Genomic DNA, 24,766 nt, shown 5'->3' with positions numbered 1-24,766 from the left:
CCGGGGGCGCGTGACGCGGGCGCCGATGGCCGCCGCGCAGGCGCGCGAACCTCCCGGGCAAGGAGGATGCGAACGATGGACGCCACCACCAATGCCAGGCACCGCGGCTGGGCGCGCTGGCCCGCGATCGTGCTAGGCATCCTGCTCGCCCTTGTCGGGCTGGCGCTCTTCGCCGGCGGCGCCTGGCTCGCCGCGCTGGGCGGTTCGATCTACTACCTGCTGGCCGGGCTCGCGGTCGCCGCCAGCGGTATCCTGATCGCGCGCGGCCGGATCGCCGGCGTCGCGCTCTACGTGCTGGTCTTCCTCGCCACCGTTGCCTGGGCGCTGTGGGAAACGGGCCTCGACTCGTGGGCCCTGGTACCGCGCATCGTCGGCCCGGCAGTGCTGCTGCTGCTCGTCGTCCTCGTCGCGCCGCTCATGCACCGCCGCCCGTTCGGCTGGCTCGGCGCCGGCGGGCTCGCGGCCGTCGCGCTTGCCCTGGTGGCGGGCGCGTTCTTCCTCGTCGCCCAGTCGGGCGAAAGGACCGTGCGCGCCCTGCCCGCGGCCGATTTCGCCGGCCGCGGGGAATTTCCCGCCGCCGGCGGCGAATGGACCGCCTATGGCGGCACGGCCGAGGCGCAGCGTTATTCCACCCTCGCCCAGATCACCCCGGAAAACGTCGACCGGCTCGAACGCGCATGGGTCGCCCACACGCGCGACCTGCCCGCCGACATGAACGACAACAGCTATGGCGCCGAAACGACCCCGCTCAAGGTCGGCGACCGGCTGTTCCTGTGTTCCGCCACCAATATCCTGATCGCGCTGGATGCGGCGACCGGGCAAGAGGTCTGGCGCCACGACCCCGGCGTTTCGGAAGACTGGATCCCCTATACCGCCGCCTGCCGCGGGGTCGCCTATCACGAGACGGGCAGCGGCGATCCCGAGGCCCCCTGCGCCAGCCGGGTGATCCAGGGCACGCTCGATGCCCGGATCATGGCGGTGGACGCGCGCACCGGCCGGCCCTGCGCCGGCTTCGGCGACGGCGGATCGGTCGATATCACGCAGGGGATGGGGCCGGTCGTGCCCGGCATGGTCTCGATCACCTCGCCCCCTGTCGTCGTGCGCGGCAATATCGTGACCGGCCACCAGGTGCTCGACGGGCAGAAGCTCGATGCCCCCTCGGGCGTCATCCAGGCATTCGACGTCGAGACCGGGGAACTGGCCTGGGCCTGGGACATGAACGCGCCCGAGCGAACCGGCCGCCCCGAAGGCGACGGCATGTACAGCCGCGGCACGCCGAACATGTGGACGATGGCCTCCGCCGACGAGGAACTGGGCCTCGTCTACCTGCCGATGGGCAATTCGGCCGGCGACTACTACAGCACCGGCCGCAGCGAGGCGGAGAACCGCTACGCCACCGCGCTGGTGGCGCTCGATGCCGAAACGGGGCGCCCGCGGTGGCATTTCCAGACGGTCTACAAGGACGTTTGGGATTACGACCTCGGCTCGCAGCCGACGCTGATCGATCTTCCGGGCGGGGTTCCCGCAGTCGTCCTCGCCAGCAAGCAGGGCGATATCTACGTCCTCGACCGGCGCACCGGCGAACTGCTGACCGAGGCCGAGGAACGGCCCGTACCCCAGGGCGGAGTGGAGCCGGCCGAACGGACGGCGACCCAGCCGTTTTCGCTGTTCCACACGCTGGCCCGGCCGCGGCTGGAGGAACGCGACATGTGGGGCATGTCGCCGCTCGACCAGCTCGCCTGCCGCATCCAGTTCCGCCGCGCGGCCTACGACGGGATATACACGCCCCCCACCGCCAGCCGGCGCTGGGTCCAGTACCCGGGCTATAACGGCGGGTCCGACTGGGGCGGAATCGCGATCGACCCGGTGCGCGGCGTGATCGTGGCCAATTACAACGACATGCCCAATTACAACCGGCTCGTGCCGCGCGACGAGGCGCATGCGAAGGGCTGGACCCCGCGCGGCTCGGCCCGCGGCGGGGCGATGGGCGGCGGCGCGGAAGGCGCGGGCGACCCGCAGATGGGCGCGCCTTACGCGATCGACGTCAACGCCGGGTGGCGCCTGCCCTTCACCGGCCTGCTGTGCAAGGAACCGCCCTATGGCGGCATCCGCGCGATCGATCTGCGCACGGGCGAAACGATCTGGGACCGGCCGTTCGGCACCGCGCGCCGCAACGGGCCTTTCGGCATCCCTTCCATGCTGCCGCTCGATATCGGGACGCCCAACAATGGCGGCAGCGTGGTCACCGCCAGCGGACTGGTCTTCATCGCCGCGACGACCGACAACCTGTTTCGCGCCATCGACCTGCGAACGGGGGAAACGCTGTGGCAGGACGTCCTGCCGGCGGGCGGCCAGGCCACCCCGATCACTTACGCGGCGAACGGCCGGCAATACGTGGTCGTCATGGCCGGCGGGCACCATTTCATGGAAACGCCGGTGGGCGATGAACTGATCGCCTATGCCCTTCCGGCCGAATAGAGCCGCGACGGGCCGGGCCGCATGACGCTGACGACCGCGCTCCTCCTCGCCCTCCTGCCGGCGGCGGGCAACCTGGCCGGCTTCGGCCTTGCGGAATGGCGCAAGCCGCCGCCCTGGCTGACCGGCGCGGCGCTGCACATGGCGGCGGGGATCGCGACCGCCGTCGCGGCGATCGAGCTGGTGCCCCGCGCGCAGGATCGGGCAGCGATCTGGATACTGGCCATCGCCATCGTCGTCGGCGCGCTCGTTTCCGTCCTGCTCGTCCGGCTCAGCCGCCGCGTGCGCGGCGGCGGGCAGGGTTCAGGCGCCTTCGTCTGGGGCGCCTATACCGCGATCGCGGTCGACATGTTCACCGATGGGTTGATGACCGGGGGCGGGAGCGCGGTCGCCGCCGATCTCGGCCTCCTGCTCGCCGCATCGCAGGTCCTCGGCAACCTGCCCGGGGGTTTCGCGATCGCGGCGGCGCTGCGATCGGGCAACGTCGCCGGGCGCAAGCGGCTGTTCGCCGCCCTCGCCTTCCCCCTCGCCCCCCTGTCGGGTGCGCTGGCCGGGTTCCTCGTGCTCGACGGGGCGAGCGCCGCGCTTTCGGGCTTCGTCCTCGCGCTCTTCGCCGGGCTGCTGCTGACCGCGACGATCGAGGACCTGGTGCCCGAGGCCGATGCCCCCGGCACCTCGCGCAAGCTTTCCAGCCCGGCCTTTGCCGCCGGCTTCGTTCTGCTGATGCTGATGTCCGCCTATCTCGGGGCCTGAACCGTGCCCGACCTGACCAGCCTGCCGGTCGTCTGGCTTGTAGCCCTGTTTATCGCCGGGGCCGCCACCGTATGGTTCGCCGGCGCGCGGCTAGCCCGCTATGCGGACGAGGTCTCGCAACGCTCGGGGATAGAGCAGGCCGTGATCGGCGTGCTCCTGCTGGGCGCGGTCACTTCGCTGCCCGAAATCTCGACCACGACGGTCGCCACGCTGTCGGGCAACCCGGCGATGGCGGTCAACAACCTGCTAGGCGGGATCGCTTTCCAGGTCGTGGTGATCGCGCTGGCCGACCTGTTCGTGGGCAAGGGCGCGCTGACCAGCATGGTCCCGGACACGCGCACGATCCTCAATGCCGGGATCAGCATCGTCCTGCTGGTCCTGGCCGCGATCGGGGTGATGATCGGCGACTGGGAACTGCCGCTGGGCAGCGTCGGCTTCTTCCCGGTGCTGATCGCGGCGGTCTATGTCCTCAGCCTCTCGCAACTGAACCGCGAGGTCGCGGCGGGCGGCTGGGTCCCGGCGACCGAGGCGCGCGTCGAGCAGGAGGCGATCGAGCGGCCCGCGATCGGCAACATGCGGCTGGCGCTGGCGATTGCCTTGGCCGCAGCGGCGATCTTCGCAGGGGGCACGGTGGTGACGCTCGCCGCCGAAGGCCTGGCTGAACAGACCGGCACCGATACCGGCATCATGGGGCTGACCCTGCTGGCGCTGGCCACTTCGCTTCCCGAGCTGAGCACCGCCATTGCCGCGGTGCGCCTGCGCCGGGCGGAACTGGCGATCGGCGACATCCTGGGCGGCAACATGTTCGACGTCGTCCTGATCCTGCTGGTGGACATGCTCGATCCCGGCCCGCCCGTGCTGCAGCAGGTGGACCGCGCATCGATGACGGCGGCGCTGATCGGGGTTCTGCTGACCGCGCTGATCATGATCGGCCTCGTCGAACGGCGCGACAAGGCGAAGCTGCGCATGGGGTACGACAGCATTGCCGTCCTGGTCGTCTATGTCGCGGGAATGGCCGCGATCCTGGGCGGGATCGTTTCGGCCTAGGCCATCAGGGCGGGCAGGAAGTCATAGACGACGCCCGCCGCCGCCAGCACGATCGCGAGGCCGGCGACCGACGCCGCGCCTTCGACCTTGCGCCAGCGCCACAGCGCGGCCAGCGCGCCGAACGAGGCCAGCGTCAGCGCGGCGACCAGCCACAGCACGATCCCCTGGCCGGGAAAGATCGAACTGATCGACCAGGCGAGCATGAAATGCGCCGCCCAGATCGCGAAGGCGCCGCCCAGCACGACCCAGTCCAGCCGGTTGAAGAATTGCGGGTTCATCGCGCCGTCACCCCGGTATCGTCCGCATGAGCAGGCTCAGCGCAAGCCCCTGCGCGGCCGCGAAGAACAGGAACCGGCCGACCACGTCCATCGTGACATTGGCCGGCGTCGTCAGCAGGCCGCGGCCGCTCCGCAGGCCGAGGTAGAGCGCCATGATGACGCCCACCGCCGCGAGGCAGGCCTGGTAGGCCAGCATCGCGAATACCGTCGCCCCCTGCGCGCTGTCGGCAGGGGCGAGGCCGGCGGCCTGCCAGCCGGTCATGTCGAGATAGAGCGCCCCGACGATCAGTGCCGCGCTGGCCGTCGCGGTCAGCCATGGCCCCTGCCCCGGAAAGACGCCGGCCTCGTGGCGGGACAGGAGGTAGCGGGCGAGGCGCGCCGCGATCATCGCGCCGGCGAGCAGCGCCGCGACCAGCGCCGTCTGGCCAAGCGGCGGGGCGTCAATCCACACCTCGGGATGAATGCCGTAGAGATAGAGATAGCTGAAACCGCCCATGACGGCGATCATGCCCATGACGACCATCAGCGTGTTGAGCGCCCACCAGCCATGGCCGCGCGGGCCGGTCACCGAAATGGGGACGACGATGCCCGCGCCGATGTCGGCCTCTTTCTGGGCGATCGGCCGGTCGGTCTCCCACAGCCAGCGCAGCACGCAGACCGTCGCGACCACCCCGCTGAACCAGGCGAAGGCATAGGCCTGGACCGTCAGCGAGAGGAAGAAGAACGCCGTGAACGCGGCGGCGCCGATTGGCCAGGGCGACGGCCCGGGCATGAGCTGGAGATACTGCGGCTCGGCGTTGACGGGGGACGTGATGATCGTTTCGCGCAGGCCGGTCGCGCTGTTGGGCAGGAAATAGCGCCCCTCGGCCACGTCGTCGCAGATCGCCGGATCGTCCCACAGCGGCTCCCGGCTGCGGACGAGCGGGATCGAGCGGGTCGAATACATCCCGGTCGGCAGCCATTCCAGCGTGCCCCCGCCATAGACGTTGCCGGCGTCGTGATCGGTGGTGAACCGGAAATTGCGCGCCAGGTCGAGCAGGAACAGCAGGACCCCGGCCGCGATGGTGAAGGCGCCAATGGTGGAAACCAGGTTCAGCAGGTCCAGCCCCCGGTCGGGCAGGTAGGTATAGACCCGGCGCGGCATCCCCATGAAGCCGGTCAGGTGCATCGGCAGGAAGGTGACGTGCAGCCCGGTGAACATCAGCCAGAAGACCCACCGCCCCAGCCTTTCGGACAGCGGATTGCGGCTGGTCATCCCGTTCCAGTAATAGAACGCGGCGAACATCGGGAAGACCATCCCGCCCAGCAGCACGTAGTGAAGGTGGGCGACGATGAAATAGGTATCGTGGACCTGCCAGTCGAACGGGACCATGCCGACCATCACGCCCGTCAGCCCGCCCATCACGAATATCAGGACCGAACCGACGATGAACAGCGCGGGCACCGACCAGCGTATCCGGCCCGCCGCAAGCGTCGCGATCCAGCAGAACACCTGGATGCCCGCGGGCAGGCTGACCGCCATGCTCGCCGCGCTGAAATAGCCGGCCGATATCCGCGGCATGTCGGTGGTGAACATGTGGTGCGCCCAGACGCCGAAGCTGATGAACCCGGTCGCCACCAGGGCGAGCACGTTCAGGCGGTATCCCACCAGCGGGGTGCGCGCGACGGTGGCGACCATCATGCTCATTAGCCCGGCCGCGGGCAGGAAGATGATGTAGACTTCCGGGTGCCCGAAGAACCAGAACAGGTGCTGCCACAGCAGCGGGTCCCCCCCGCGCGCGGGATCGAAGAAAGGCCAGTTGAACGCCCGCTCCAGCTCCAGCAGCAGGGTGCCGAGGATCACGCTGGGAAAGGCGATCACGATCATCACCGCGAAGACCAGCATGGCCCAGGCGAACATCGGCATCCGGTCGAGCGTCATGCCCGGCGCGCGCGTGCGCAGGACGCCGACGATGATCTCGATCGCGCCGGCAATCGCGCTGATCTCGATAAAGCCGATCCCCAGCAGCCAGAAATCGGTGTTGATCCCCGGGCTGTAGGCGATCGAGGTCAGCGGGGGGTACATGAACCACCCGCCATCGGGCGCCAGCCCGACGAAGAGCGAGGCGAAGAAACAGAGCCCGCCGACGAAATAGGCCCAGAAGGCGTAGGCGGAAAGCCGCGGAAAGGGCAGGTCGCGCGCGGCCAGCATCTGCGGCAGCAGCATGATCCCGATCGCCTCCACCATCGGCACCGCGAACAGGAACATCATCACCGTGCCGTGCATGGTGAAGAACTGGTTGTAGGTTTCCTGCGGCAGGAATTCCTGCAGCGGCGCCGCCAGTTGCACCCGCATCCCCAGCGCGAGGATCCCGGCGAGGAGGAAGAACAGGAACGCCGTCGCGACGTAGAAGAAGCCGACGTAGTTGTTGTTGACGACGGTCAGCAGGCCCCAGCCCTTGGGATTGTCCCAGATCCGCTCCAGTTCCTCCACCTCGCCTTTCGGGCGCGGCCGATGCGTGGGGAAGAGCCGGTAGAGATCGTGGTCGAAGCCGGTTTCGGACTTCATTTCTGCTGCTCGAGCCAGATCGCGATGTCTTCCAGCTCCTCGGCCGAAAGCATGTCGTAACTGGGCATCCGGTTGCCCGGCTTGATCGACTGGCTGTCCCCGATCCACCCGATCAGGGTGCCGCGATTGTTGGGCAGGATGCCGGCACCCAGCGTCTGGCGGCTCCCGACATGGGTCAGGTCCGGCCCGGCGAGGCCGTTGGCCGGCGTGCCCGCGACGCGGTGGCAGGCCGCGCAGCCGCTGTCCATGAACTGGCGGCGGCCCGCCCCGCCGCCGGGCGCGCTCGCCGCCTGGCGGCGCGCCTTGCCCGCCAGCCATTGGCGGAAATCGTCCTGCCCGTGCGCGATCGCGACGAAACCCATCAGCGCATGGGGGCCGCCGCAATATTCGGCGCAGACCCCGCCGAACCGCCCCGGCCGGTCGGCCTGGACGCGCAGCAGCGTCGTGCGCCCGGGGATCATGTCCTTCTTGCCCGAAAGGTGCGGCACCCAGAAACTGTGGATCACGTCGGCCGATTGCAGTTCCAGCACGACAGGCTCGCCCACCGGGAGATGCAGCTCGTTCGCGTCGGCCACCAGGACGTTGCCGTCGTCATCGAGGTACTCGACGCGGAACCACCACATCTCCCCGGTCACGCGAACGCGCATCTCATCGCCGGTAATGTCCGCGGTCAGCGAGGCGGTCAGCGCCAGGCCCCAGACGAGCAGCGCGGTCAGGACGACGCCGGGGAAGGCGACCCCGCCGATCCACACGGTCCGCTCCCCGCCCAGCTTGCGCTTGAGCGCGTCCGGCCCGCGCAGCGCCACCCACAGCGCGGCGACGACGATCGCGGTCACCGCCACGCCCATGCCCAGCAGCACCCAGGCCAGCGTGGTCACGCTCTCGGCATAGGGCCCGGCCGGATCGAACACCGGCGGCGGCCAGCCCCAGAGCGCCTCAATCATCGTCGATTCCATAGAGATAGGCGGCCACGGCATGGGCCTCTTCGGAAGAGATCGGCATGGCCGGCATCGTCGATCCGGGCTTTGCCGCCGGGGCGTTGCGCACGAAACGGGCGAGGTTTGCCGGGGTGTTCGGCAGGTAGCCTGCGATCGGCCCTACCCCGTCGAACCCGGCGAGCGAGGGGCCGGTCCGCCCCTCGGGCCAGTCGATTCCCGGTATCTCGTGACAGGCCGCGCAGCCGGCGCGCTCGATCACGTGGCGCCCCATGTCGCGCAGGCCGGCATCGAAGGTATAGCGCGAGGCCGGTGGCTGCTTGCACGCCGCCAGTCCCAGCGCGCAGCCCAGGGCGGCCGCGTGTCCGAAGATTTGCCCCACAGCTTTCATGCCACGCCGCCCCGCATGCCTATGGGAACCGCGCCGCCCCGTGCATGTTCCCGAAAGGCATGGTTTTCACGCAGAACAGGGGCTTCGCCAGGTCGATCCTGATCCCGGCCGCGGCGGTGGCCCTGGCCGGCTGCGACAACGGCACGCCGCCGCCCAGCGCGTTCGAGGCGAGCGGCGAGGTCCTGGCGCTGAGCGGCGGAGCGGCCGGACCGGCCGGGGCCTGCGTGACCTGCCACGGCCTCGACGGCGGGGGCGACGGCGCGCTGACGCCCCGGCTCGCCGGGCTCGACGCCGGCTATATCGTCCGGCAACTGGAGTTTTACGACGCGGGCCTGCGGCGCGATCCGCACATGCAGTGGATCGCTGGCAGCCTCGACAACGATGCCCGCGTCATGCTCGGCGAATACTACGCGGCCCTGCCTCCGCCGGGGGCGGAGAGCGCGGACGCGGCCGACCCGGCCCCCGCGGCCGCCTGTGCGCCGCCGATCGTCGCGCTCTACCACCGGGGCGACCCGGCGCGCGGCCTGCCTTCCTGCGCCAGCTGCCACGGCGACGACGGCCGCGGCCGGGGCCACGGCAACCCGCCGCTTGCCGGCCAGCCGGCCCGCTATCTCGAACGGCAGCTCCGCCACTGGCGCGACGGCAAGCGCTACGGCGACCCGCAGGGGGTGATGACCGCGATCAGTCGGCGTCTGGACGAGAGCGAGATGGCTGCTCTCTCGGACTATAGCGCGCGCCTGACGGGTGGCCGAAATCGTCCGGGACTTCGGGCAGCATGCCCTCGAACACATCGTCCCGGTCCCAGAAATGGTGCTTGATCGCGGCGGCGGCATGGGCCGGGACGAGCAGGGTCAGCGCGACGATCCCGATCACGTGGACGTCCTCCGCGATGTCGAGCAGGCGATATTGCCATTCGACGCTGAGCGTGTGGAAAGGCATCGCGGGCACCGGTATCAGCGCGGCGAGGTATAGCGGCCGCGCCGGCTGGATCGCCGACCACATGATCCACCCCGACAGCGGCACGATCACGAACAGGGCATAGAAGGCCGCGTGGATCGCGTGCGCCGTGTCGGACCGCCAGCCGGGCTCGTCCGCGTCGTTGATCGGCCCCGGCACCATCAGTCGCCAGGCGAGGCGCAGCGCGCCGAACAGCAGCAGCGTGAGGCCGATCTGGCTGTGATCGGCATAGGCTTCCAGCTTCTCCGCCCCGACGAGGTTGCGCTGCATCATCCAGCCGGTGAACAGCTGGTAGAGGACGACCGCGGCCATGATCCAGTGAAAGGCGACCCCCACGGGCGTGTACTTGCCGCGGCTGCGATACCGTTCCGCCCAGTCGCGCAGCGCCTCGATCACCGGGCCGGCTCTGCGGTGAAGGAACGGTGCAGGATGGCCAGCGCGCAGAGCAGATAGACGGCGGAGGCAGGCGCCCACATGATGATCCCGGCGATCTGCTGGTCCTCCATCGGCGAAAGGCCCCAGGGTTGCGTCGTCAGCCAGTGGGGCGCGTAATAGGCGCGGCCGGCGAATGTCAGGATCGCGCCGAGCAGGCCCATCTGCACCATCGTTGCCAGCAGCGACAGCACGGCGGCGCCGGCTTCCGCCCGGAGGACCCGCGCCCACCACAGGGCCGCGCTGGCGGTGATCGAAAGCTGCATGGCCCAGAAGACGCCGTCGCTCGAAAGCGCCGCGGAATAGGCGGCGGGCAAGTGCCAGGCCCAGAAGACCAGCGCCTGCACCGCGGTCCAGGCCGCGAGCGACCCGGGCACCCGGCGCACGTCGAACGCGGCGACGAGGAGCGGGGCGAGCAGGGTCGCAAGCAGGACATGGTGCACGACCCGCGCGGTGAACAGCGCGGAGCCCAAAGCGCAGAGCGGCGAGACGAACAGCAAGAGCACGACCGCGCCCGCGGCAATGGCCGGAACGCGCCGGGCCGGGTCGCGGCCATGGCGGTGCCACCAGGCACCGGCGAGCAGCGCCAGCACGCCCATCAGCAGCGGATCGGGATTCCAGCTTTCCCACCACGCATCGGGCAGCGGCGCAACGCCGCAATAGGGATGCCACGCGGGAGGATCGACAGCCATCGCCCTGATGAACGCACGGGGAGCCCGGTGGGTCCGGGCGAATTTTTCCGGGCACGCACGAAAAAGGGGGCGGCCGGGGCCAGGCCCCGACCGCCCCCGGCCGCGCAAGAAGAGGGGGGCTGGTTCGTGCGGCTCAGTCCTCGGTGACGGTTGCCGAACCGGCGCCCTGCGCGATCACCAGGGCATCGGCCCCGGCGGCAAGATTGCCGGCCGGAATAGCCAGGTCCTGCCCGCGCGCCTCGACGATCACCTGCTCGACCCGCCCGCGCGAATCGCTGACGATCTGGCGCACCTTGCCGACGGCCGCACCGTCGGAGGCGACGACCGGCATTCCCGGCGCGATCGCGAAAGCGCCCTGCCCGGCCGCGGCCGCGCTGCCGGCGGCGGCGAACATGCTGCCGAGGCCATTGGCCGAACCTTCGCCCGCGGCAGACCCGCTGCCTTCGCCCGAGCCGGCGGCACTCGCCGCGCCGACGGCCTGGCCGGCGAGCGAACCGGCGCGATCGCGCGCCGCGCCGGCGGCGGGAATCGCCACATTGCGCACGGTGGACACGGTACCGCGGGCCCGCGCCGCGCCTTCGCCGGCGATGGCACGCACGCCGTCGGTCCCGATCAGCTGCGCTTCGGCGCTGCCCGAACCGGACGCCCGGCCTTCACCCGATGCCGAGCCCTGGCCGGAAACGAGCGGCGTTTCGACGAGGTCGCTGGCCGCGGCCGTCACGCCGGTATCGATCGAACGTTCGGCCGACACGCGGCCCGAACGGCGATCGACGTTCTGGCTGCCCCGCGTGCGGGCCTCGCCCCGGGCTTCGCCGCGAACGGTCGAACGCAGGGTTTCGCGCGGGAGGCTGCGGACGCTGTCGAGGGGCGAACCGATGGAGCCGGTCACCTGGCCGATGCCGCTGCCCGAAAGCAACTGCGCCTGGGCCTGGGGAACGGCGATGAACGAGAGTGCCGATGCGGCAAGAAGAAGCTTTTTCATGATGACTTCCTTTCCTGGTCGGCAGGCGCGGCATGAACATTTGCGCCCGCTTCGAACAGGAAACGGATGGTCGGCGCGGCTTAATCCGTCACCGCGCCAAAAAAATCGTCAGTGCCCGCGGCAATCGGCGCACAGGAGGCCGCGGCCGAAGACCTCGTCGCGGCCCTTGCGCCCCAGGTCGATCGCTTCCCGGTCGAGCACCGCGCGCCACCGGCCGCCCTGCCCCAGCGCCCGCGCCACCCGCGCGGCGGCGAGCGGGGTGGCGAACGAGGTCCCGCGCAGGCGGACGCGCTTGCCCCTGGCATCGAGGCCGAAGACATCGGCCCCGGGGGCCGCATAGTCGAGGTCGAGCGCGCGGCCCGCCTCGATCAGCGCGCGCCGGCGGCGATCCACCGCGGTCACCGACACGACCCCGTCGTAACTCGCCGGATAGGCGAGCGGTGCAGCCGGCCCGCCATTGCCGACGGCGGCGACGACGACCATGCCCTTCGACTGGGCCGCGGCGACGGCCCGGCGGAGCACCGGGTTCCGGGGCCCGACCAGGCTGATCACGGCGACCCGCGTGCCGCGGGCCGAAAGCCAGCCCAGCGCCCGTGCGATGGCGAGGGCATTGCCGCCGGCCTTGTCGGTGCCATAGACGTCCGCGACCCGGATCGGCCCCGCGCCGGCCGACGCCAGCAGCGAAGCGACCGCGCTGCCATGGTGGCTGGCGATCGGCGCGCCTTCCGCGAACCCGCGGACCTGCGCGACCGGCACGGCCTTGCCCGGTGCCCCGTCGATCACCCCGACCGGGACGCCCTCCCCCGCGCCGGCGGCGGCCGCTGCCCGGGCGGCGAGCGGCAACGCCGCCCCCGCACCGCCGGGCGCGATGGCAGGGCCACCGGCCGCGAGCTCGCCCGACTGGAAATGCAGGCTGTCGGCGGAAACGGTCGCGCCGGGCAGCAGGGCTGCGAGCGCGCGTTCCGCCTCGGCCAGTTCGCTGCCCTCCGGGGTCCGCAGGCGGGCAAAGGCAATGCCCAGCCCCTCGATCGTCCCGGTTTCGAGAACGCCGTATCCGCTCGCGCGGGCCAGGTCGAGCATGGCCTTGTCGGCATCGAGGACCAGCAATTCGCCCCGGCGCGCAGGATCGCCCCGGGCATCGCGTTCGACCAGGCGATCGTTGCGCCGCACGAAACGGTCGATCTCGCGCAGGCGGTCCTGCGCCAGCCGCGCCGCCAGCCGGCTGCCACGGTCGATCTGCCTGTCCAGCTCGCTGGTGACCGGGCCGACGATCTCCCCCACCCGCGGCACTTGCACGCCGGGCAGGGCGACCTGGGCCGCGAGCGGCCCGGATACCACGGCGATGGCCGCGAAAATGAGGAAAATCCTGCGCATTGGCTGTAAACTATCTCCCGGACTGGATTAAGCATGGATGAAACGGCCCGCCCCGAACGTTTAATCCATGGAAGGCAGAGACACTGAGCGCATCGTTCGACAAGGACTTGCTGGACCTGCTGCCCCGGTTGCGCCGATTTGCCACCGGGCTGGCCGGCACCCCTGCGGACGGTGACGATCTCTGCCAGATGACGCTCGAGCGCGCGCTGGCCAATCGTCACAAGTGGCGGGAAGGCACGCGGCTCGACAGCTGGGTGTATCGCATCATGCGCAATATCTGGATCGACGAGGGGCGCGCCGCGACACGGCGCAGGCAGACCTTCGTGGCCGACGAGGCCGGCCTGGCCGTGGGTGCCGAGGGGGCGCAGGAACCGGCGGTGGAACTGTCGATGGTCGACCGCGCGATGCAGTCGCTCCCCCCCGACCAGCGCGAAGCCGTGCTGCTGGTGATGGTCGAAGGCTATGCCTACAAGGAAGCGGCCGAGATCGTCGGCTGCCCGGTGGGAACGCTGAATTCGCGCCTCGTGCGCGGCCGCGACGCCTTGCTCGAATTGCTGGGAGAGGTCCAATGACCGTTTCGCGCGATGAACTGGCCGCCTTTGCCGATGGCGAACTGCCGGCGGGGCGCGCCGCCGAAGTCGCTGCCGCGATCGAGGCCGATCCCGCCCTCGCCCGCGAAGTGGAGGCGCACCGCGCGCTGCGCAAGCGGCTCGCCGGCCATTTCGCGCCGATTTCGCAAGAGCCCGTGCCCGATCGCCTGGCGGACATGCTCCGCCCGGGCGCGGCGGCGGAGCCGACCGGAGTGGTGGACTTCGCCGCCGAGCGCGAGCGGCGCCAGCCGCGCCCGCCGGTCCCGCGCTGGCGCTGGGTCGTCGGCCCGGCCCTGGCCGCCTCGCTCGCCCTCGTGGTCCTCTTCCCGCGCGGCGACGGCGGTTCCGCGCCCTATGCGGGCGACCGGCTCGCCTCGGTGCTCGACCGGACGCTGGTGGCCGAACAGGCGCCCGGCGCCGACACGCGCATCCTGCTCAGTTTCCGCGACGGGGACGGCGAATTCTGCCGCGCCTTCAGCGGCACCGGGGGCAGCGGCATTGCCTGCAGGGACGAGCGCGGCTGGCGGATCGAGACGCAGGGCGAAGGTTCGGCCGGCGCGCAGACCGAATACCGGATGGCCGGCGCGGACGAAGCCTCGGTGCTGGCCCGCGCGCAGGAGATGGCCAGCGGGCCCGCGCTCGATGCAGGCGAAGAGGCGGCGGCGCGGGCGCAGGGCTGGCGCTAGGCCGGCCTCGCCGGCGCGAGCTGCCGGGCGCGAACAGGGCACGAAAAAGGGAAGGACCGGCCTTGCCGGTCCTTCCCCTCCTCGCGCGACGCCGCAGCGACCGGCGATCAGCCTTCGATATAGACGGTCCCCTGGCGATAGCCGCGCTTCGCCATGTCGTGGATATAGTCTTCGCGTTCGTGCTTCAGTTCGCGCGCATATTCCTCCCACGCGTCGCGCCGGTCCTCGATGTCGCTGGCCCGGCGAAGGTCGCTCGCCAGTTCCTTCTGCGCCTCGGTGATGTCGAGGCGGTAATCGAACCAGAGGTTGTTTTCGATCCCGGCGATCGGCCCGGTCAGGATCCGCGCTTCCTCTGCGCGGGCCAGCTGTTCTTCGGCCAGGACCGGCATGGCCGCGGTCGCGGCGCCGGCGGTGCCGAGGGCGATGGCTGCGAGAACGATCTTGGTATTCATCGGCAAGGTCTCCTTCCAGATGCGGCCGCTGCGCGCGGCCGCTCGAGAGGGAAACGGACGAGGCCCCGCCCCTAATCCATCGCCGGCGGAAGTTTTTCGAAAGGCAGCCCCCCGCACCCTCGTCCCCGCACCCTCGTCCCCCCTTGGGCATCGGGCACGACGGCCAGGGGCGGATGCCGGTCGAGGTGCCGCAGCTTGTCGGGATTGCGCATGACGTAGATCGCCGCGATCCGGCCATCCTCGATCTCGAGCGCGGTCGTCTGCAGCTCGCCGTCGCTCTCGCGCGTGACGAACCCCGGCAGGCCATTGATCATGCCCGTTTCGAGCAGGGTCGAAGGCCGCCTGGCGAGCAGCGCCGCGAGCGATCGAAGCAGTTGCAGCACGCGCCGGTGGCCGGTCACCGGAACGACCGCGGCCGGGCGCCGGCCGCCGCCATCGGCGTGGAGCGTCACGTCGCTGGCGAGCAAGGCGCCGAGCGCGGCCGTATCGCCGCTGCGCGAAGCGGCGAAGAATGCCTGCGCCAGCGCCAGGCCCTGCTCGCGATCCACCGCATAGCGCGGCCGGGCCTGTCGGACGTGGGCCCGCGCCCGGGCGGCCAGCTGGCGGCAGGCGGCTTCCTCCCGCCCCAGCGTCTCGGCTATCTCGCCATAGGCCTGCCCGAACACGTCGTGCAGCAGGAAGGCCGCGCGCTCGAGCGGCGAGAGCCGTTCCAGCGCGAGCATCAGCGGCAGGGTGACATCCTCGGGCTCTTCGGGGTCCAGCACCGGGTCGGGCAGCCACGGGCCGATATAGGTCTCGCGCCGCCGCCGTGCCGATTTCAACTGGTCGAGGCACAGGCGCGTCACCGTGCGCCGCAGGAACGGCCCGGGCGCGCGCACCGCGGCGCGATCGGTCGCCAGCCAGCGAAGGAAACATTCCTGCACCGCGTCTTCCGCGTCGGCGACCGAACCGAGCATGCGATACGCGATCCGCAGCAACATGGGCCGCAGCGGGCCGAAAGCGGCCTCTGCGTCGTCAGGCACGGCGAGGTCGCGTTTGCCGGCCTCCATCAGGCCGGCGCCTTTGCATCGGCCGGTTCGAACCACAGCCCGAAGCCCACGGCGATCCGGTTCCATCCGTTGATCACGTTGATCATCAGCGTCAGGTGAACCTGTTCCTCCTGCGAAAAGTGTGCCGCGAGATCGGCGTAAGCGGCGGCATGGCCATGGTCGTGCGAAAGCCGCGTCAGCGCATCGGTCCACGCCAGGGCGGCACGTTCGCGGGCGGTATAGCACGGAGCTTCCTGCCAGGCCGCGAGAAGGTGCAGCCGCTGCGCGCTCTCGCCTCTCGCGCGGGCTTCGATCGTGTGCATGTTGATGCAGTTGGCGCAGCCGTTGATCTGCGACGCGCGCACCTTGACCAGGTCCACGATCGTCGAATCGAGGCTGTCCACGACGGCCTCGGACATCGCGGTCCAGGTCTTCATCAGCCGCGGGGCGGCGGCATAGGGATTGAGCTTCACGGTCGTCATTGCAAGGTCTCCTTCATCGGGTCGCTTGCAAGACGAGGCAGGACCGCCCGGCGTGACATGGCGGGAAGATTTTCGGCCCTCTCGCCGGGCCGGAAGGACTGCCCATGCGAAAAGGGGAGACCGCAGGCGGCCTCCCCTCCCTCGCTGTCAGAAACGCACGCCCAGGCCCAGCAGGACCTGGTGCCGGTCCGTATCCATGTCCAGCGCCAGTTCCTCGTCCTCGTCGAGGACGTAGGTACCGTCGCCGAAATCGGTGTAGGTATATTCCAGCTTGGCATAGACGCCCGAGGAAATGCCCAGTTCGAACCCCGCCCCGGCGTGATAGCCGTCGCGCGTGTCGGAAAAGCGCAGCACTTCGCCCGGTTCGTCCTCTTCGTTATCGGTCACGTCGGCATCGTAGCTCGCCTTGAACTTGCCGTTCGAATAGCCGCCCTTGGCATAGATCAGCGCCGACTTGCCGATCGGCACCCCGGCCCGCAGGCCGAGCGTGAAGGTGCGGTCGAGCTCTCCACAGGCAAGGTCGTCCTCGAACACCTCGGAGCACATGGCATTGTCGGAAAAGTCGATCCCGCCATAGGCACCGACCAGGAAGCTGCGGCCGAGCTGGGCGTCATAGCCGATTTCACCGCCGAACGACGGGCGATCGTCGTCGGCCGAGGCGAGGACGAACTCGTCGCCTTCCTCGTCTTCATCCTCGTCGGGGTTGGGGGCGATCATGTCCACGCTGCCGGTTTCCCACCCGATGCGCCCCTCGACCCGGAAGCCCGAGAGATCCTGCGCTTGGACGGAGGTGCTCGCGAGGGTCAATCCAGCGGCACCGATCAATACGATGACCTTCATTTCATTTCCTTTCCAGACATGGCGAGGCCGCTGGCCCGGCACGCGAACGCCGCCCCCGCCGGGGCGCCCGCGCTGTTCGTCGCCGGACCTGGTCCTCGCCCGCCTTGACGGAGCCGCCGAGCGCCAGCCTTGGCCCGGCGCCGCTTCGGTCGGCACGGCCCCAGGTGGATGGAAAGGCCCCGCGCGCGATGCGCGGGGGAAAAATGGCCGCCGCATTAACCAGCTTTTTCCCATTGCCGGCGCATGGCGGTGGGCGACGCGACAAGAGGAAAGCGATGACCGCAGCCTATATCCTGGGCATCAACATGGTAATCGCGGGCATCTTCGCCATCGCCTTCGGCGTGGTGGCGACGATGAACCGCAATGCCAGCGGTGCCCGGTGGCTGTCGGCCGGCTATGCCACCGGGATCTTCACGGTCCTGCTCGAATTCGCGATTCCGTGGCAGGCCAACGCCCTGCCGGTCGCAGTGGCGATCTTCCTCGTCTATCTCCTCACCCTGACGTTCTGCGTCATCGGGGTCGCCCGGCACTACGCCGTGACCAGCCACGCGAAGTACCTCGGGGCCATCTGGCTGGTCAGCCTCCTCGCGCTGCCGGTAACCTTCACGCTGCCTTACGGCACGCTGGAGCGCGGCTTCCTCTACCAGTTGCCCTATTTCGCCATGCAGGTGCTGGGCTGCTTCGTCATCGTTCGTTCCGGCCGGCGGGAACCGCTGGACCTCCTGCTCATCGCCCTCAGCCTGCTCGCTGCCTTCGCCTACCTGTCGAAGCCCATGATCGGCTGGGCGGTCGGCATGGCCAGCGCATCGCAAGGTTACATGGCGAGCACGTATGCGGCGATCTCGCAGATGCTCGGCGCGATCACCCTCGTCTCGCTCGCGCTGGTCCTGCTGCTGGTGATGATGCGCGATGCGACGGCCGAAATGGTCGCGCGGTCGGAAACCGATGTCCTGTCGGGCATCCTCAACCGCCGCGGGTTCGACGCCCATGCCGAAAAAGCGCTCGCCGCGGCCCGCGAGCAGGCCGAGTCCGTCACCCTGGTCGCGGCCGACATCGACCACTTCAAGACCGTCAACGACACTTACGGCCACGCGATCGGCGACGCCGTGATCGCCCGCTTCGCGCAGCTGCTCAAGACGGCCGCCGGCGAAGGGGCCGTCGTCGGCCGGCTGGGCGGCGAGGAATTCGCCGTTCTCCTGGCCGGCAGCAACCTGGCCGAAGGCCGCCGGTTTGCAGAAAGCGTGCGCGAACGCTTCTGCGCCGCGCCCCTGGCCGAACTGGGGATCGATCGCACGATCACCGCCTCGTTCGGGGTGGCCCAGCTTACCCTGGCGGACAACCTGTTCGACCTCGCCCGCCGCGCCGATTCCGCGCTCTACCGGGCCAAGCGTTCGGGGCGCAACCAGGTCAGCCTGGCGCTCGGCGAACTGACCCCCAAGCCCCCCTCCCCGCGCACGGCACTGGCCTAGCCCGGCCCCCAGGTATGCCCGAACGCCGTGGCATCGAGGCGCCTGCCGGCCAACGACATGCGTGGATTGCGAGCCAGCCAGGCTATGGCTTCTCCCACCTGTCGGGCAGGCACGATCGGAAGCGAAGGGATGGCTCTACGATCGATCCTGCGCGTCCCCGGAGTCTCGACGAATGCCCCCGGCGTAAGGGTGTGGAGCGCAATCCCGCGGTCACGAAGTTCAGGGGCGACGCCCAGAGCCCAGCGATCCAGTGCCGCCTTGGAAGCGCCGTAGAGTGCAAACGGCCGCTGGAAAGGCGTGTCGGCGCCTTCCAGTCGTACCGCGCCCGACGTCAAGAGCACGAGCGCACCGCCCTTGACCTCCATCACCGGAACCGCCGCCTTGGCGAGCAGGAACGCCGCGCGAAAGTTGAGGCCCATCACCTGGTCGAAGTCCGTGATCGTGGCACGGGCGAAGGTCCGCTGCGGAAATACCGCGGCGCAATGCACCACCCCTGCCAACATCCCCTTGGCAGCAGCGTGTTCGACAACATTTGCCGTTTCTTCCGCGATCTCCAGGTTCGCTTCGACAATATCCGCCGTGCCCCCGGAGGCTGTCACAAGACGCCGGGTCTCACACGCTGCGGACGCGTCGATATCGGTAATCACCACGTGTCGCCCGCCGGTCCCGAGCGCTTGCGCCGCCGCGCGACCGATGCCGCCGCCCCCGCCGGTGACGAGTACTATCTTGCGCGGTTTCCCGCGCGCGGCGCCCTCCGATGGTCTAGCCACCGAACTCCAGCGACCCGGCGAAGCGGCGATGGATTTCCTCCTCGAGCGCACCGAAGTAGGCAAGAGGCCCGCCGCCGTAGGGTGAATTCAGCTCGAAGGCCCGCGGCCGCGCGCCCTCGAAGTTGAAGTAGCTTGGCGTACATTTCTCGAAGAAGGCCAGCCGGTCGGCGGAGAGGGCAACGCATTGCTCGACCCATTCGTCCTCCGCCTCCTGGGTGGGTTCCACGGTGGCGAGCTCGTTCCGCAGGCAATGGTCGATCAGTTCGGCCATGTATCGTGACTGGGCATCGGCAGTATGGAGATAATTGATCGACGTGCCCGCCTGCACGATCGACAGAACGAAGAAGTTGGGGAAGTCGCGCGTCTGCATGCCATAGAGAGTATGCGCTCCGTTCGACCATTTCTCCTCCAGCGACCGCCCGCCCCGCCCCTCGATGGAAAGGCCCGATTCGCGCGTGAAGCTGGTCATGAAATCGAACCCGGTCGCGTAAATGATGCAATCCAGGTCGTACTCCCGGCCTGCGACCACGAGACCTTTCGGGGTCACTTCTTCCACGCCCTTGCCGGCCGTGTCGACCAGCGTGACATTCGACCGGTTGAAAACCTGCAGGTAATTGTCGCTGAAACCGGGGCGTTTGCAAAAGTAATGGAAGTACGGCTTCAGCGCCTCGGCCGTCTGGCGATCCTTCACAATGGCATCGACGCGCTGGCGAACCCGTTCCATCTTGGCGATCTCTGCCCGCTCGCGCTCTTCAGGGCTCATTTCCACACCGGCGGCGAGGCTCTTCTCGCGGAACAGATCGGTCATACTGTCCGCGACCATGTCCACGGCCTGGGGCAGGCCGGAAGTCCACTGGGTGAAATTCAGCATGCGTTCGTGCTGCCAACCCGGCTGCTGGCTGCGGAACCACTCGACGTCGGTGGGCCGGTTTCCGCGCACGTCGACGGAGGCCGGGGTTCGCTGAAAGAGGTAGAGATGCTTCGCGGACCGTGCCACCGGCGGAACGCACTGGATGCCGGTGGAGCCGGTCCCGATGATGCCGACGGTCTTGTCATGAAGGCCGGCAAGGTCGCCATCGGCACTGCCGCCGGTAAAATCGTAATCCCACCGACTGGTGTGAAAACTGGGACCCTCGAACGCCTCGATCCCCGGGATGCCCGGCAACTTGGGGCTGCTGTACAACCCCGTGGCCGCGACCACGAACCGTGCGCTTATCCGGTCGCCACGATCGGTGGTGGCGAGCCAGCGCCGATCCGCATCGGACCAGGTGAGCCTTTGCGCAATGGTCTGGAACAGGGCCCCGCGATAGAGATCGAACTTCTCGGCGATCAGGCGGCACTGCTGCTGGATCTCGGCGCCCTTGGCATAGCGCTCGCTCGGCACGAAGCCGGTTTCCTCCAGCAAGGGCACGTAGATATAGGATTCCACGTCGCAACGCACGCCGGGATAGCGGTTCCAATACCACGTGCCGCCGAAGTCGGATCCCTTCTCGACCATGACGATACCGTCCACACCGCGCTTGCGCAGCTGGGCGGCGGTCAGAAGCCCGCCATAGCCACCCCCGATCACGAGCACGTCGGCCTCGCGTTCGACCGGGTCGCGCCTGAAATTCTGCGAGGCGTTCGGATCGGCGTCGAACCCCGCGAACTCTCCTTCCAGGGCCTGGTACTGGCGAACGGCGTCGGGACGCAGGCGCTTGGTCCGTTCTTCGGCGTAGCGCCGCGACAAGGCCTCGTAGTCGAGGCCGGTCCGATCCTTTTCGCTTCCTTCTCCCGTCAATCTGCGATCCTCATGCTGGCGCCGCGCCCCGCTCTGCAAGTCGGCCGCCGCGCCCCCGGCTGCTCAGAAACGAACGGTACCGTTGATCGAGACCGAGCGATACTCGTCCATCCAGCTGAGCGAACGCGTCGTTGCGGTGATCGAACCGGGGAAACGCACTGCCGCACCGCGAGTGCGTTCGTCGAACAGGTTGCGACCGACCAGGGCTATGTTCCAGCGATCCCCGTGCGGCCCGAGTTGTATGCGGGCATCGAACTTGGCCCACCCATCCTGGAGGCCCCAGATCGGGCTGTAGCCGTCGGCAATGTAGTACCTCGACCGGAACTGCATGTTCGCGCCGGTTACAAGACGCAGGTTGCCTAGGTCGGCCATGTGGCGAAAGCCCACGTTGCCGCTCCATTTGGGTGCGAACTGCAGCGGGAGGCCGGCGATATTGTGGGCGGCCAATGATTCCGGGTCGGAAGAATCGCATTCGGCCACGGTTTCATAGGCCAGGCAGGGCGCGCCGGGATAGTCGATGAAGCGCGCGTCGAGATAGGCAAGATTTGCGTTGAGCGTCAGGCTGCGCGTCGGCATGGCCTGCAGTTCCAGTTCGATCCCCTCGGAACGGGCTTCGGCCGCGTTGCGGGTAAAGAACGTGCGGCGATCGGGATCGTAGGCAGACTGCTGCAGGTCGGTGAAATCCATGCGGAACAGCGCGAGGTTTACCGTCGCCAGGCCGTCCGCGAGCGTGGACTTCAGGCCGATCTCGTAGTTCGTCGAACGCTCCGCCCCGAACCGGAACCCGTCTTCCGAGACGTTGTAGGTGTTCGACACGAAGCCGCCCGACTTCGACCCGCGGGCGATCGTGGCATAGAGCATCACATCGGGTGTGACATCGTACTGTACGGTCCCGGAGGGGTCGAAGTAGTCCTCCGACAGGTCACCCTCGCGATCCGGCCCGATAGGATTGAGCGGCTGCCCCGACACGGTGTATTGGGTGAAGGTCGCCGATTTCCGGACATACGAATATCGCAGCCCCGCTATGAGCCGGAGCGCGGGGGTCAGGTTGAAAGTGCCCTGCCCGAAAGCCGACCAGGCATCGCTCTCCTGGTCGAAGTCGGTCGACTGGTGTCCGGTTAGCGTGAACACGTCACGATAGTACGTGTCCTGATGAAGCTGATAGTCCGAGGTATCGTAATAGACACCCAGGACATATTCCAGGAACTGCCCGAGCGGCGACGCAATCCGCGCTTCCAGGGACCATTGGTCGAACGTCTCCGGAAAACCGTTGGCGAAGCGGGCGTTGCCGCCGTCCGCCGGCACGCTCCCATCGGGTGCGATCTCGTCATAGGCGGTGAAACGGTTGGTCTTGAAGTGCGAATAACCGCCGACGAGCGTCAGCGTGTGATCGCCCAGCCCGATGTCGGCATTGACCGCAGTGTTCCAGGTCTTGATGCCGCTGCCTTCGGACAGGCCGGCACCGGCATAGTTGTCGGAAATGTACCGGTTGTCGCCGAAGTCCCCGTCGTAGACATCTTCGGTCAGCGAACCCGATACCGTGACGCCGCCCTCCAACTGGTGGCGGCCATACTCGTTCTTGATGCTCAGGTCGACGTCGCTCGAAGGCTGCCAGCGGAGCGTGAGACGAGCCATTTCGTCGCGCAGCAACGGCTCGTCGCGATCGTTGTAAAGGTTGCGGATGTAGCCGTCCTGCCGGGTGACCTTGCCCGCCAGCCGCGCACTCAACGTACCGCTCAGCGGACCGCTGGCGACGCCGGTGAGATCGAATCCCTGCCGCGCGAAATCGTAACCGGCCGACACGTAACCCTCGGTCGTGCTGGTCGGGCGGGCGGAAACAAGGCTGATTGCCCCGGCAGCGGTATTGCGCCCGAACAATGCGCCCTGCGGGCCGCGGAGCACCTCCATGCGCTCCAGGTCGAAGAACGGCGCGCTGAACTGGGCGCCCCGCCCCCCGTAGATCCCGTCGAGATAGACGGACACTTCCTGGTCGAAAGCAACGTTGTTGGGCCCCGAGCCGAAACCCCGGATGAACACCACCGGGTTCACGCCGGAGTTGAGAACCGCGAGGTTGGGCACATAGCTCTGCACGCTGCGCAGATCGGTGATCTTCAGGCTCTCCAGCTCTTCGCCGGTAACCGCAGTGATCGACACGGGCACGTCTTGCAGCTTCTGCTCGCGTTTCTGGGCCGTCACCACGATCTCGCCAAGACGCGGCTGTCTGGACGAACCTGCCGCATCCTGCCCGGTGGAGTCCTGAGCATGGGCGACATTGCCGGCAAACAGGGCGGGCAGGAGGGTGGCCAAGGCTACTGGACCCGCAAGGCGGATAGGTTTCGGCATCTCTTCCCTCCTACAGACGACCCTTGCACGAGTCGATATTTTGCATGCACTTTAACGAACGCCCGCAATCGCACAAGCGAATTTTCGCTGTTTTACGCGTCCTGCTCGATCATGAGGCATCACCAGAACAACTTTCTGGATGCAAATGGCACTGCTGTCAGCCTGCGAGATCGCGGGCCAGCCGGCGCCCTGGCCGGATGCCGATCAGGAGGAGAACGATCGCGACGACCCCGGCCGCCCCGGTCATCACGGCGAGGGCCTTGCCGATCCCCATGGGACCGCCAAACAGGCTTTCGGCGAGGAAAGCCGTGATCGTCGGAGCAATGCCGAAGCCAGCGAGGTTGACGCAGGCGCCGAAGACGGCCGCCATGATCCCGCGCAGCCTGTTGGGTGCCAGCGACTGGACCATCGAGATCTGCAGACCGCCCACGATGCTGGCCACTGTCATCCCCAGACAGAAGAGGGCTGCGGCCGGCGCCGTCCCGTCGGCCAGATAGGCACCGAGAAAGAGCGGGGTTTCGACGACGACCGCGCCCAGTGTAACGAGCACCGGTGCCTCGATCCGGCCGCGTGCAACCAGGCGATCGGAGACCGCGCCCCCGGCCAGCAACCCCACGGTGCCGCCAACGCCGTAACCCAGTCCGAGCAGGAGCCCCACTTCACCGGCTCCAAGCGCGTGCAAGCGCATGAAATGAACCGGCCCCCAGACCATGAAGGAATATCCGATCACCGCGATGCAGGAGTAACCGGCAAACAGCGGCACGAAAACTCGCGCGTTCGCGCGCATGAACCTCAGCGCGTCGGCAATTCCGGGGGCCTGCGCCGCTTCCCCGGCGGCAAGCGTTCGTGCAGGCTCGCGCACGGTGAGCGCGATGAGCAGGGCCACGGCCACCCCGGGCAACCCAATCGCCACGAAGACCACTTGCCACGGCTGCGACCCCGGGAGGAATGGCAGACGCGCACCGACGGCATAGGCCCAGTCCACGAGTTGCCCCCCCAGCATGATCGCAAGGCCGCCCCCGAGCGTGGCCCCGCAGGCGAAGATCGCCGTGGCGACTCCGCGCCGCACCGGCGTGAAATAGTCCGCGATCATCGAATACGCGGCCGGATTGAGGCTGGCCTCGCCAACCCCGATCATCGCGCGGGCCGTGAACAGCCCCGCAAAGCTGCGGGCCAGGCCGCAAGCAGCGGTTGCCAGGCTCCACAAGGTCATGCCGACCACGATCGCTCCGCGTCGTTCGCGCGTGTCCACCCAGCGGCCGAAAACGAACGCGAACAGGACATACGACCCCGCAAACGCCGCCCCGGCCAGAACGCTGACCTGGGTGTCGCTGAGGCCCAGGTCTGCCTTGACCGGTTCGATGAGCATGCTCAGCGCCAGTCGGTCGAGAAACGAGAGGGCGCTGGCCACCATCAGGCACACGACCACGTAGTAAGGATAAGCGCCCGTCGCACGCATGGG

22 protein-coding genes and 1 pseudogene are annotated in these 24,766 nt (G+C 68.7%); 7 read left to right on the top strand and 16 right to left on the bottom strand.

Annotation, left to right across the window (positions count from 1 at the left end; genetic code table 11):
* Positions 1 to 75: 75 nt before the first annotated feature.
* Genes GRI72_RS01335 through GRI72_RS01325 form a run of 3 tightly spaced genes read left to right on the top strand, consistent with a single transcriptional unit; the run spans position 76 to position 4,275 of the window.
* Positions 76 to 2,478 carry a membrane-bound PQQ-dependent dehydrogenase, glucose/quinate/shikimate family gene (locus GRI72_RS01335; protein ID WP_160732128.1) on the top strand — a complete coding sequence of 801 codons (2,403 nt, stop codon included), beginning with the start codon at positions 76 to 78 and terminating at the stop codon, positions 2,476 to 2,478.
* A 21-nt stretch (positions 2,479 to 2,499) separates the two neighbouring features.
* Positions 2,500 to 3,228, top strand: a complete 729-nt coding sequence (locus GRI72_RS01330) for a ZIP family metal transporter (RefSeq protein ID WP_160732127.1) — start codon at positions 2,500 to 2,502, stop codon at positions 3,226 to 3,228.
* Between the two features lie 3 nt (positions 3,229 to 3,231).
* Positions 3,232 to 4,275 carry a sodium:calcium antiporter gene (locus GRI72_RS01325; RefSeq protein WP_160732126.1) on the top strand — a complete coding sequence of 348 codons (1,044 nt, stop codon included), beginning with the start codon at positions 3,232 to 3,234 and terminating at the stop codon, positions 4,273 to 4,275.
* Here the strand turns inward: GRI72_RS01325 and GRI72_RS01320 are convergent.
* From GRI72_RS01320 to GRI72_RS01305, 4 genes are read right to left on the bottom strand one after another with little or no spacing between them, the layout of a single operon-like run.
* On the bottom strand, positions 4,272 to 4,553 hold the full coding sequence (locus GRI72_RS01320; RefSeq protein ID WP_160732125.1) for a hypothetical protein: 282 nt from the start codon (positions 4,551 to 4,553) through the stop codon (positions 4,272 to 4,274). The genes GRI72_RS01325 and GRI72_RS01320 overlap by 4 nt on opposite strands.
* 7 nt (positions 4,554 to 4,560) lie before the next feature.
* Positions 4,561 to 7,101: a cbb3-type cytochrome c oxidase subunit I gene (locus GRI72_RS01315; RefSeq protein WP_160732124.1), complete on the bottom strand. Its 2,541-nt coding sequence runs from the start codon at positions 7,099 to 7,101 to the stop codon at positions 4,561 to 4,563.
* On the bottom strand, positions 7,098 to 8,045 hold the full coding sequence (locus tag GRI72_RS01310; protein WP_237486671.1) for a cytochrome c oxidase subunit II: 948 nt from the start codon (positions 8,043 to 8,045) through the stop codon (positions 7,098 to 7,100). Before GRI72_RS01310 ends, GRI72_RS01315 begins: the two co-directional genes overlap by 4 nt.
* Positions 8,038 to 8,427 (bottom strand): c-type cytochrome, encoded by a 390-nt coding sequence (locus tag GRI72_RS01305; protein WP_160732122.1) that lies wholly within the window; start codon positions 8,425 to 8,427, stop codon positions 8,038 to 8,040. Before GRI72_RS01305 ends, GRI72_RS01310 begins: the two co-directional genes overlap by 8 nt.
* Before the next feature lie 44 nt (positions 8,428 to 8,471).
* On the opposite strand from GRI72_RS01305, the pseudogene GRI72_RS14870 reads away from it, so the two are divergent.
* Positions 8,472 to 9,095, top strand: a pseudogene (locus GRI72_RS14870) (c-type cytochrome); the annotation flags it as partial.
* A 13-nt stretch (positions 9,096 to 9,108) separates the two neighbouring features.
* Here the strand turns inward: GRI72_RS14870 and GRI72_RS01295 are convergent.
* From GRI72_RS01295 to GRI72_RS01280, 4 genes are all read right to left on the bottom strand, one after another.
* Positions 9,109 to 9,780: a cytochrome b gene (locus GRI72_RS01295; RefSeq protein ID WP_251104104.1), complete on the bottom strand. Its 672-nt coding sequence runs from the start codon at positions 9,778 to 9,780 to the stop codon at positions 9,109 to 9,111.
* Positions 9,777 to 10,508, bottom strand: a complete 732-nt coding sequence (locus tag GRI72_RS01290) for a cytochrome c oxidase assembly protein (RefSeq protein WP_237486669.1) — start codon at positions 10,506 to 10,508, stop codon at positions 9,777 to 9,779. The genes GRI72_RS01295 and GRI72_RS01290 overlap by 4 nt, the downstream gene beginning before the upstream one ends.
* Positions 10,509 to 10,641: 133 nt before the next feature.
* Positions 10,642 to 11,490, bottom strand: a complete 849-nt coding sequence (locus GRI72_RS01285) for a PRC-barrel domain-containing protein (RefSeq protein ID WP_160732120.1) — start codon at positions 11,488 to 11,490, stop codon at positions 10,642 to 10,644.
* Between the two features lie 108 nt (positions 11,491 to 11,598).
* Positions 11,599 to 12,864, bottom strand: a complete 1,266-nt coding sequence (locus tag GRI72_RS01280) for a S8 family serine peptidase (RefSeq protein WP_160732119.1) — start codon at positions 12,862 to 12,864, stop codon at positions 11,599 to 11,601.
* 107 nt (positions 12,865 to 12,971) lie between these two features.
* On the opposite strand from GRI72_RS01280, the gene GRI72_RS01275 reads away from it, so the two are divergent.
* A complete protein-coding gene (locus GRI72_RS01275) occupies positions 12,972 to 13,436 on the top strand; it encodes an RNA polymerase sigma factor (protein WP_337191105.1) in 465 nt (154 codons plus the stop codon).
* Positions 13,433 to 14,140, top strand: a complete 708-nt coding sequence (locus GRI72_RS01270) for an anti-sigma factor (protein WP_160732118.1) — start codon at positions 13,433 to 13,435, stop codon at positions 14,138 to 14,140. The genes GRI72_RS01275 and GRI72_RS01270 overlap by 4 nt, the downstream gene beginning before the upstream one ends.
* A gap of 107 nt (positions 14,141 to 14,247) precedes the next feature.
* On the opposite strand, the gene GRI72_RS01265 is transcribed toward GRI72_RS01270, so the two are convergent.
* The 4 genes from GRI72_RS01265 to GRI72_RS01250 form a co-directional block, all read right to left on the bottom strand.
* Positions 14,248 to 14,592 carry a hypothetical protein gene (locus GRI72_RS01265; protein ID WP_160732117.1) on the bottom strand — a complete coding sequence of 115 codons (345 nt, stop codon included), beginning with the start codon at positions 14,590 to 14,592 and terminating at the stop codon, positions 14,248 to 14,250.
* Between the two features lie 71 nt (positions 14,593 to 14,663).
* On the bottom strand, positions 14,664 to 15,641 hold the full coding sequence (locus GRI72_RS01260; protein ID WP_202388874.1) for a sigma-70 family RNA polymerase sigma factor: 978 nt from the start codon (positions 15,639 to 15,641) through the stop codon (positions 14,664 to 14,666).
* The gene (locus GRI72_RS01255) at positions 15,641 to 16,102 is read right to left on the bottom strand and encodes a carboxymuconolactone decarboxylase family protein (protein ID WP_160732115.1); all 462 of its coding nucleotides are present in this window, start codon (positions 16,100 to 16,102) and stop codon (positions 15,641 to 15,643) included. The genes GRI72_RS01260 and GRI72_RS01255 overlap by 1 nt, the downstream gene beginning before the upstream one ends.
* A 147-nt stretch (positions 16,103 to 16,249) precedes the next feature.
* On the bottom strand, positions 16,250 to 16,942 hold the full coding sequence (locus GRI72_RS01250; protein WP_160732114.1) for an outer membrane protein: 693 nt from the start codon (positions 16,940 to 16,942) through the stop codon (positions 16,250 to 16,252).
* A 275-nt stretch (positions 16,943 to 17,217) separates the two neighbouring features.
* On the opposite strand from GRI72_RS01250, the gene GRI72_RS01245 reads away from it, so the two are divergent.
* Positions 17,218 to 18,411, top strand: a complete 1,194-nt coding sequence (locus GRI72_RS01245; protein WP_160732113.1) for a GGDEF domain-containing protein — start codon at positions 17,218 to 17,220, stop codon at positions 18,409 to 18,411.
* On the opposite strand, the gene GRI72_RS01240 is transcribed toward GRI72_RS01245, so the two are convergent.
* From GRI72_RS01240 to GRI72_RS01225, 4 genes are all read right to left on the bottom strand, one after another.
* Positions 18,408 to 19,181, bottom strand: coding sequence for an SDR family NAD(P)-dependent oxidoreductase (locus GRI72_RS01240; RefSeq protein WP_160732112.1), 774 nt, complete (start codon positions 19,179 to 19,181; stop codon positions 18,408 to 18,410). The genes GRI72_RS01245 and GRI72_RS01240 overlap by 4 nt on opposite strands.
* Positions 19,174 to 20,961: a flavin-containing monooxygenase gene (locus GRI72_RS01235; RefSeq protein ID WP_160732111.1), complete on the bottom strand. Its 1,788-nt coding sequence runs from the start codon at positions 20,959 to 20,961 to the stop codon at positions 19,174 to 19,176. Before GRI72_RS01235 ends, GRI72_RS01240 begins: the two co-directional genes overlap by 8 nt.
* 63 nt (positions 20,962 to 21,024) lie before the next feature.
* Positions 21,025 to 23,268, bottom strand: a complete 2,244-nt coding sequence (locus GRI72_RS01230) for a TonB-dependent receptor (protein WP_160732110.1) — start codon at positions 23,266 to 23,268, stop codon at positions 21,025 to 21,027.
* Positions 23,269 to 23,461: 193 nt separating this feature from the next.
* A complete protein-coding gene (locus tag GRI72_RS01225) occupies positions 23,462 to 24,763 on the bottom strand; it encodes an MFS transporter (protein WP_160732109.1) in 1,302 nt (433 codons plus the stop codon).
* Between the last annotated feature and the right edge of the window lie 3 nt (positions 24,764 to 24,766).

It is taken from the genome of Pelagerythrobacter marinus, assembly GCF_009827515.1.
Classification (GTDB): domain Bacteria; phylum Pseudomonadota; class Alphaproteobacteria; order Sphingomonadales; family Sphingomonadaceae; genus Pelagerythrobacter; species Pelagerythrobacter marinus.
The sequence above is the reverse complement of the archived record's forward strand: the minus strand, read 5'-3'. Positions and strand labels throughout refer to the sequence as shown.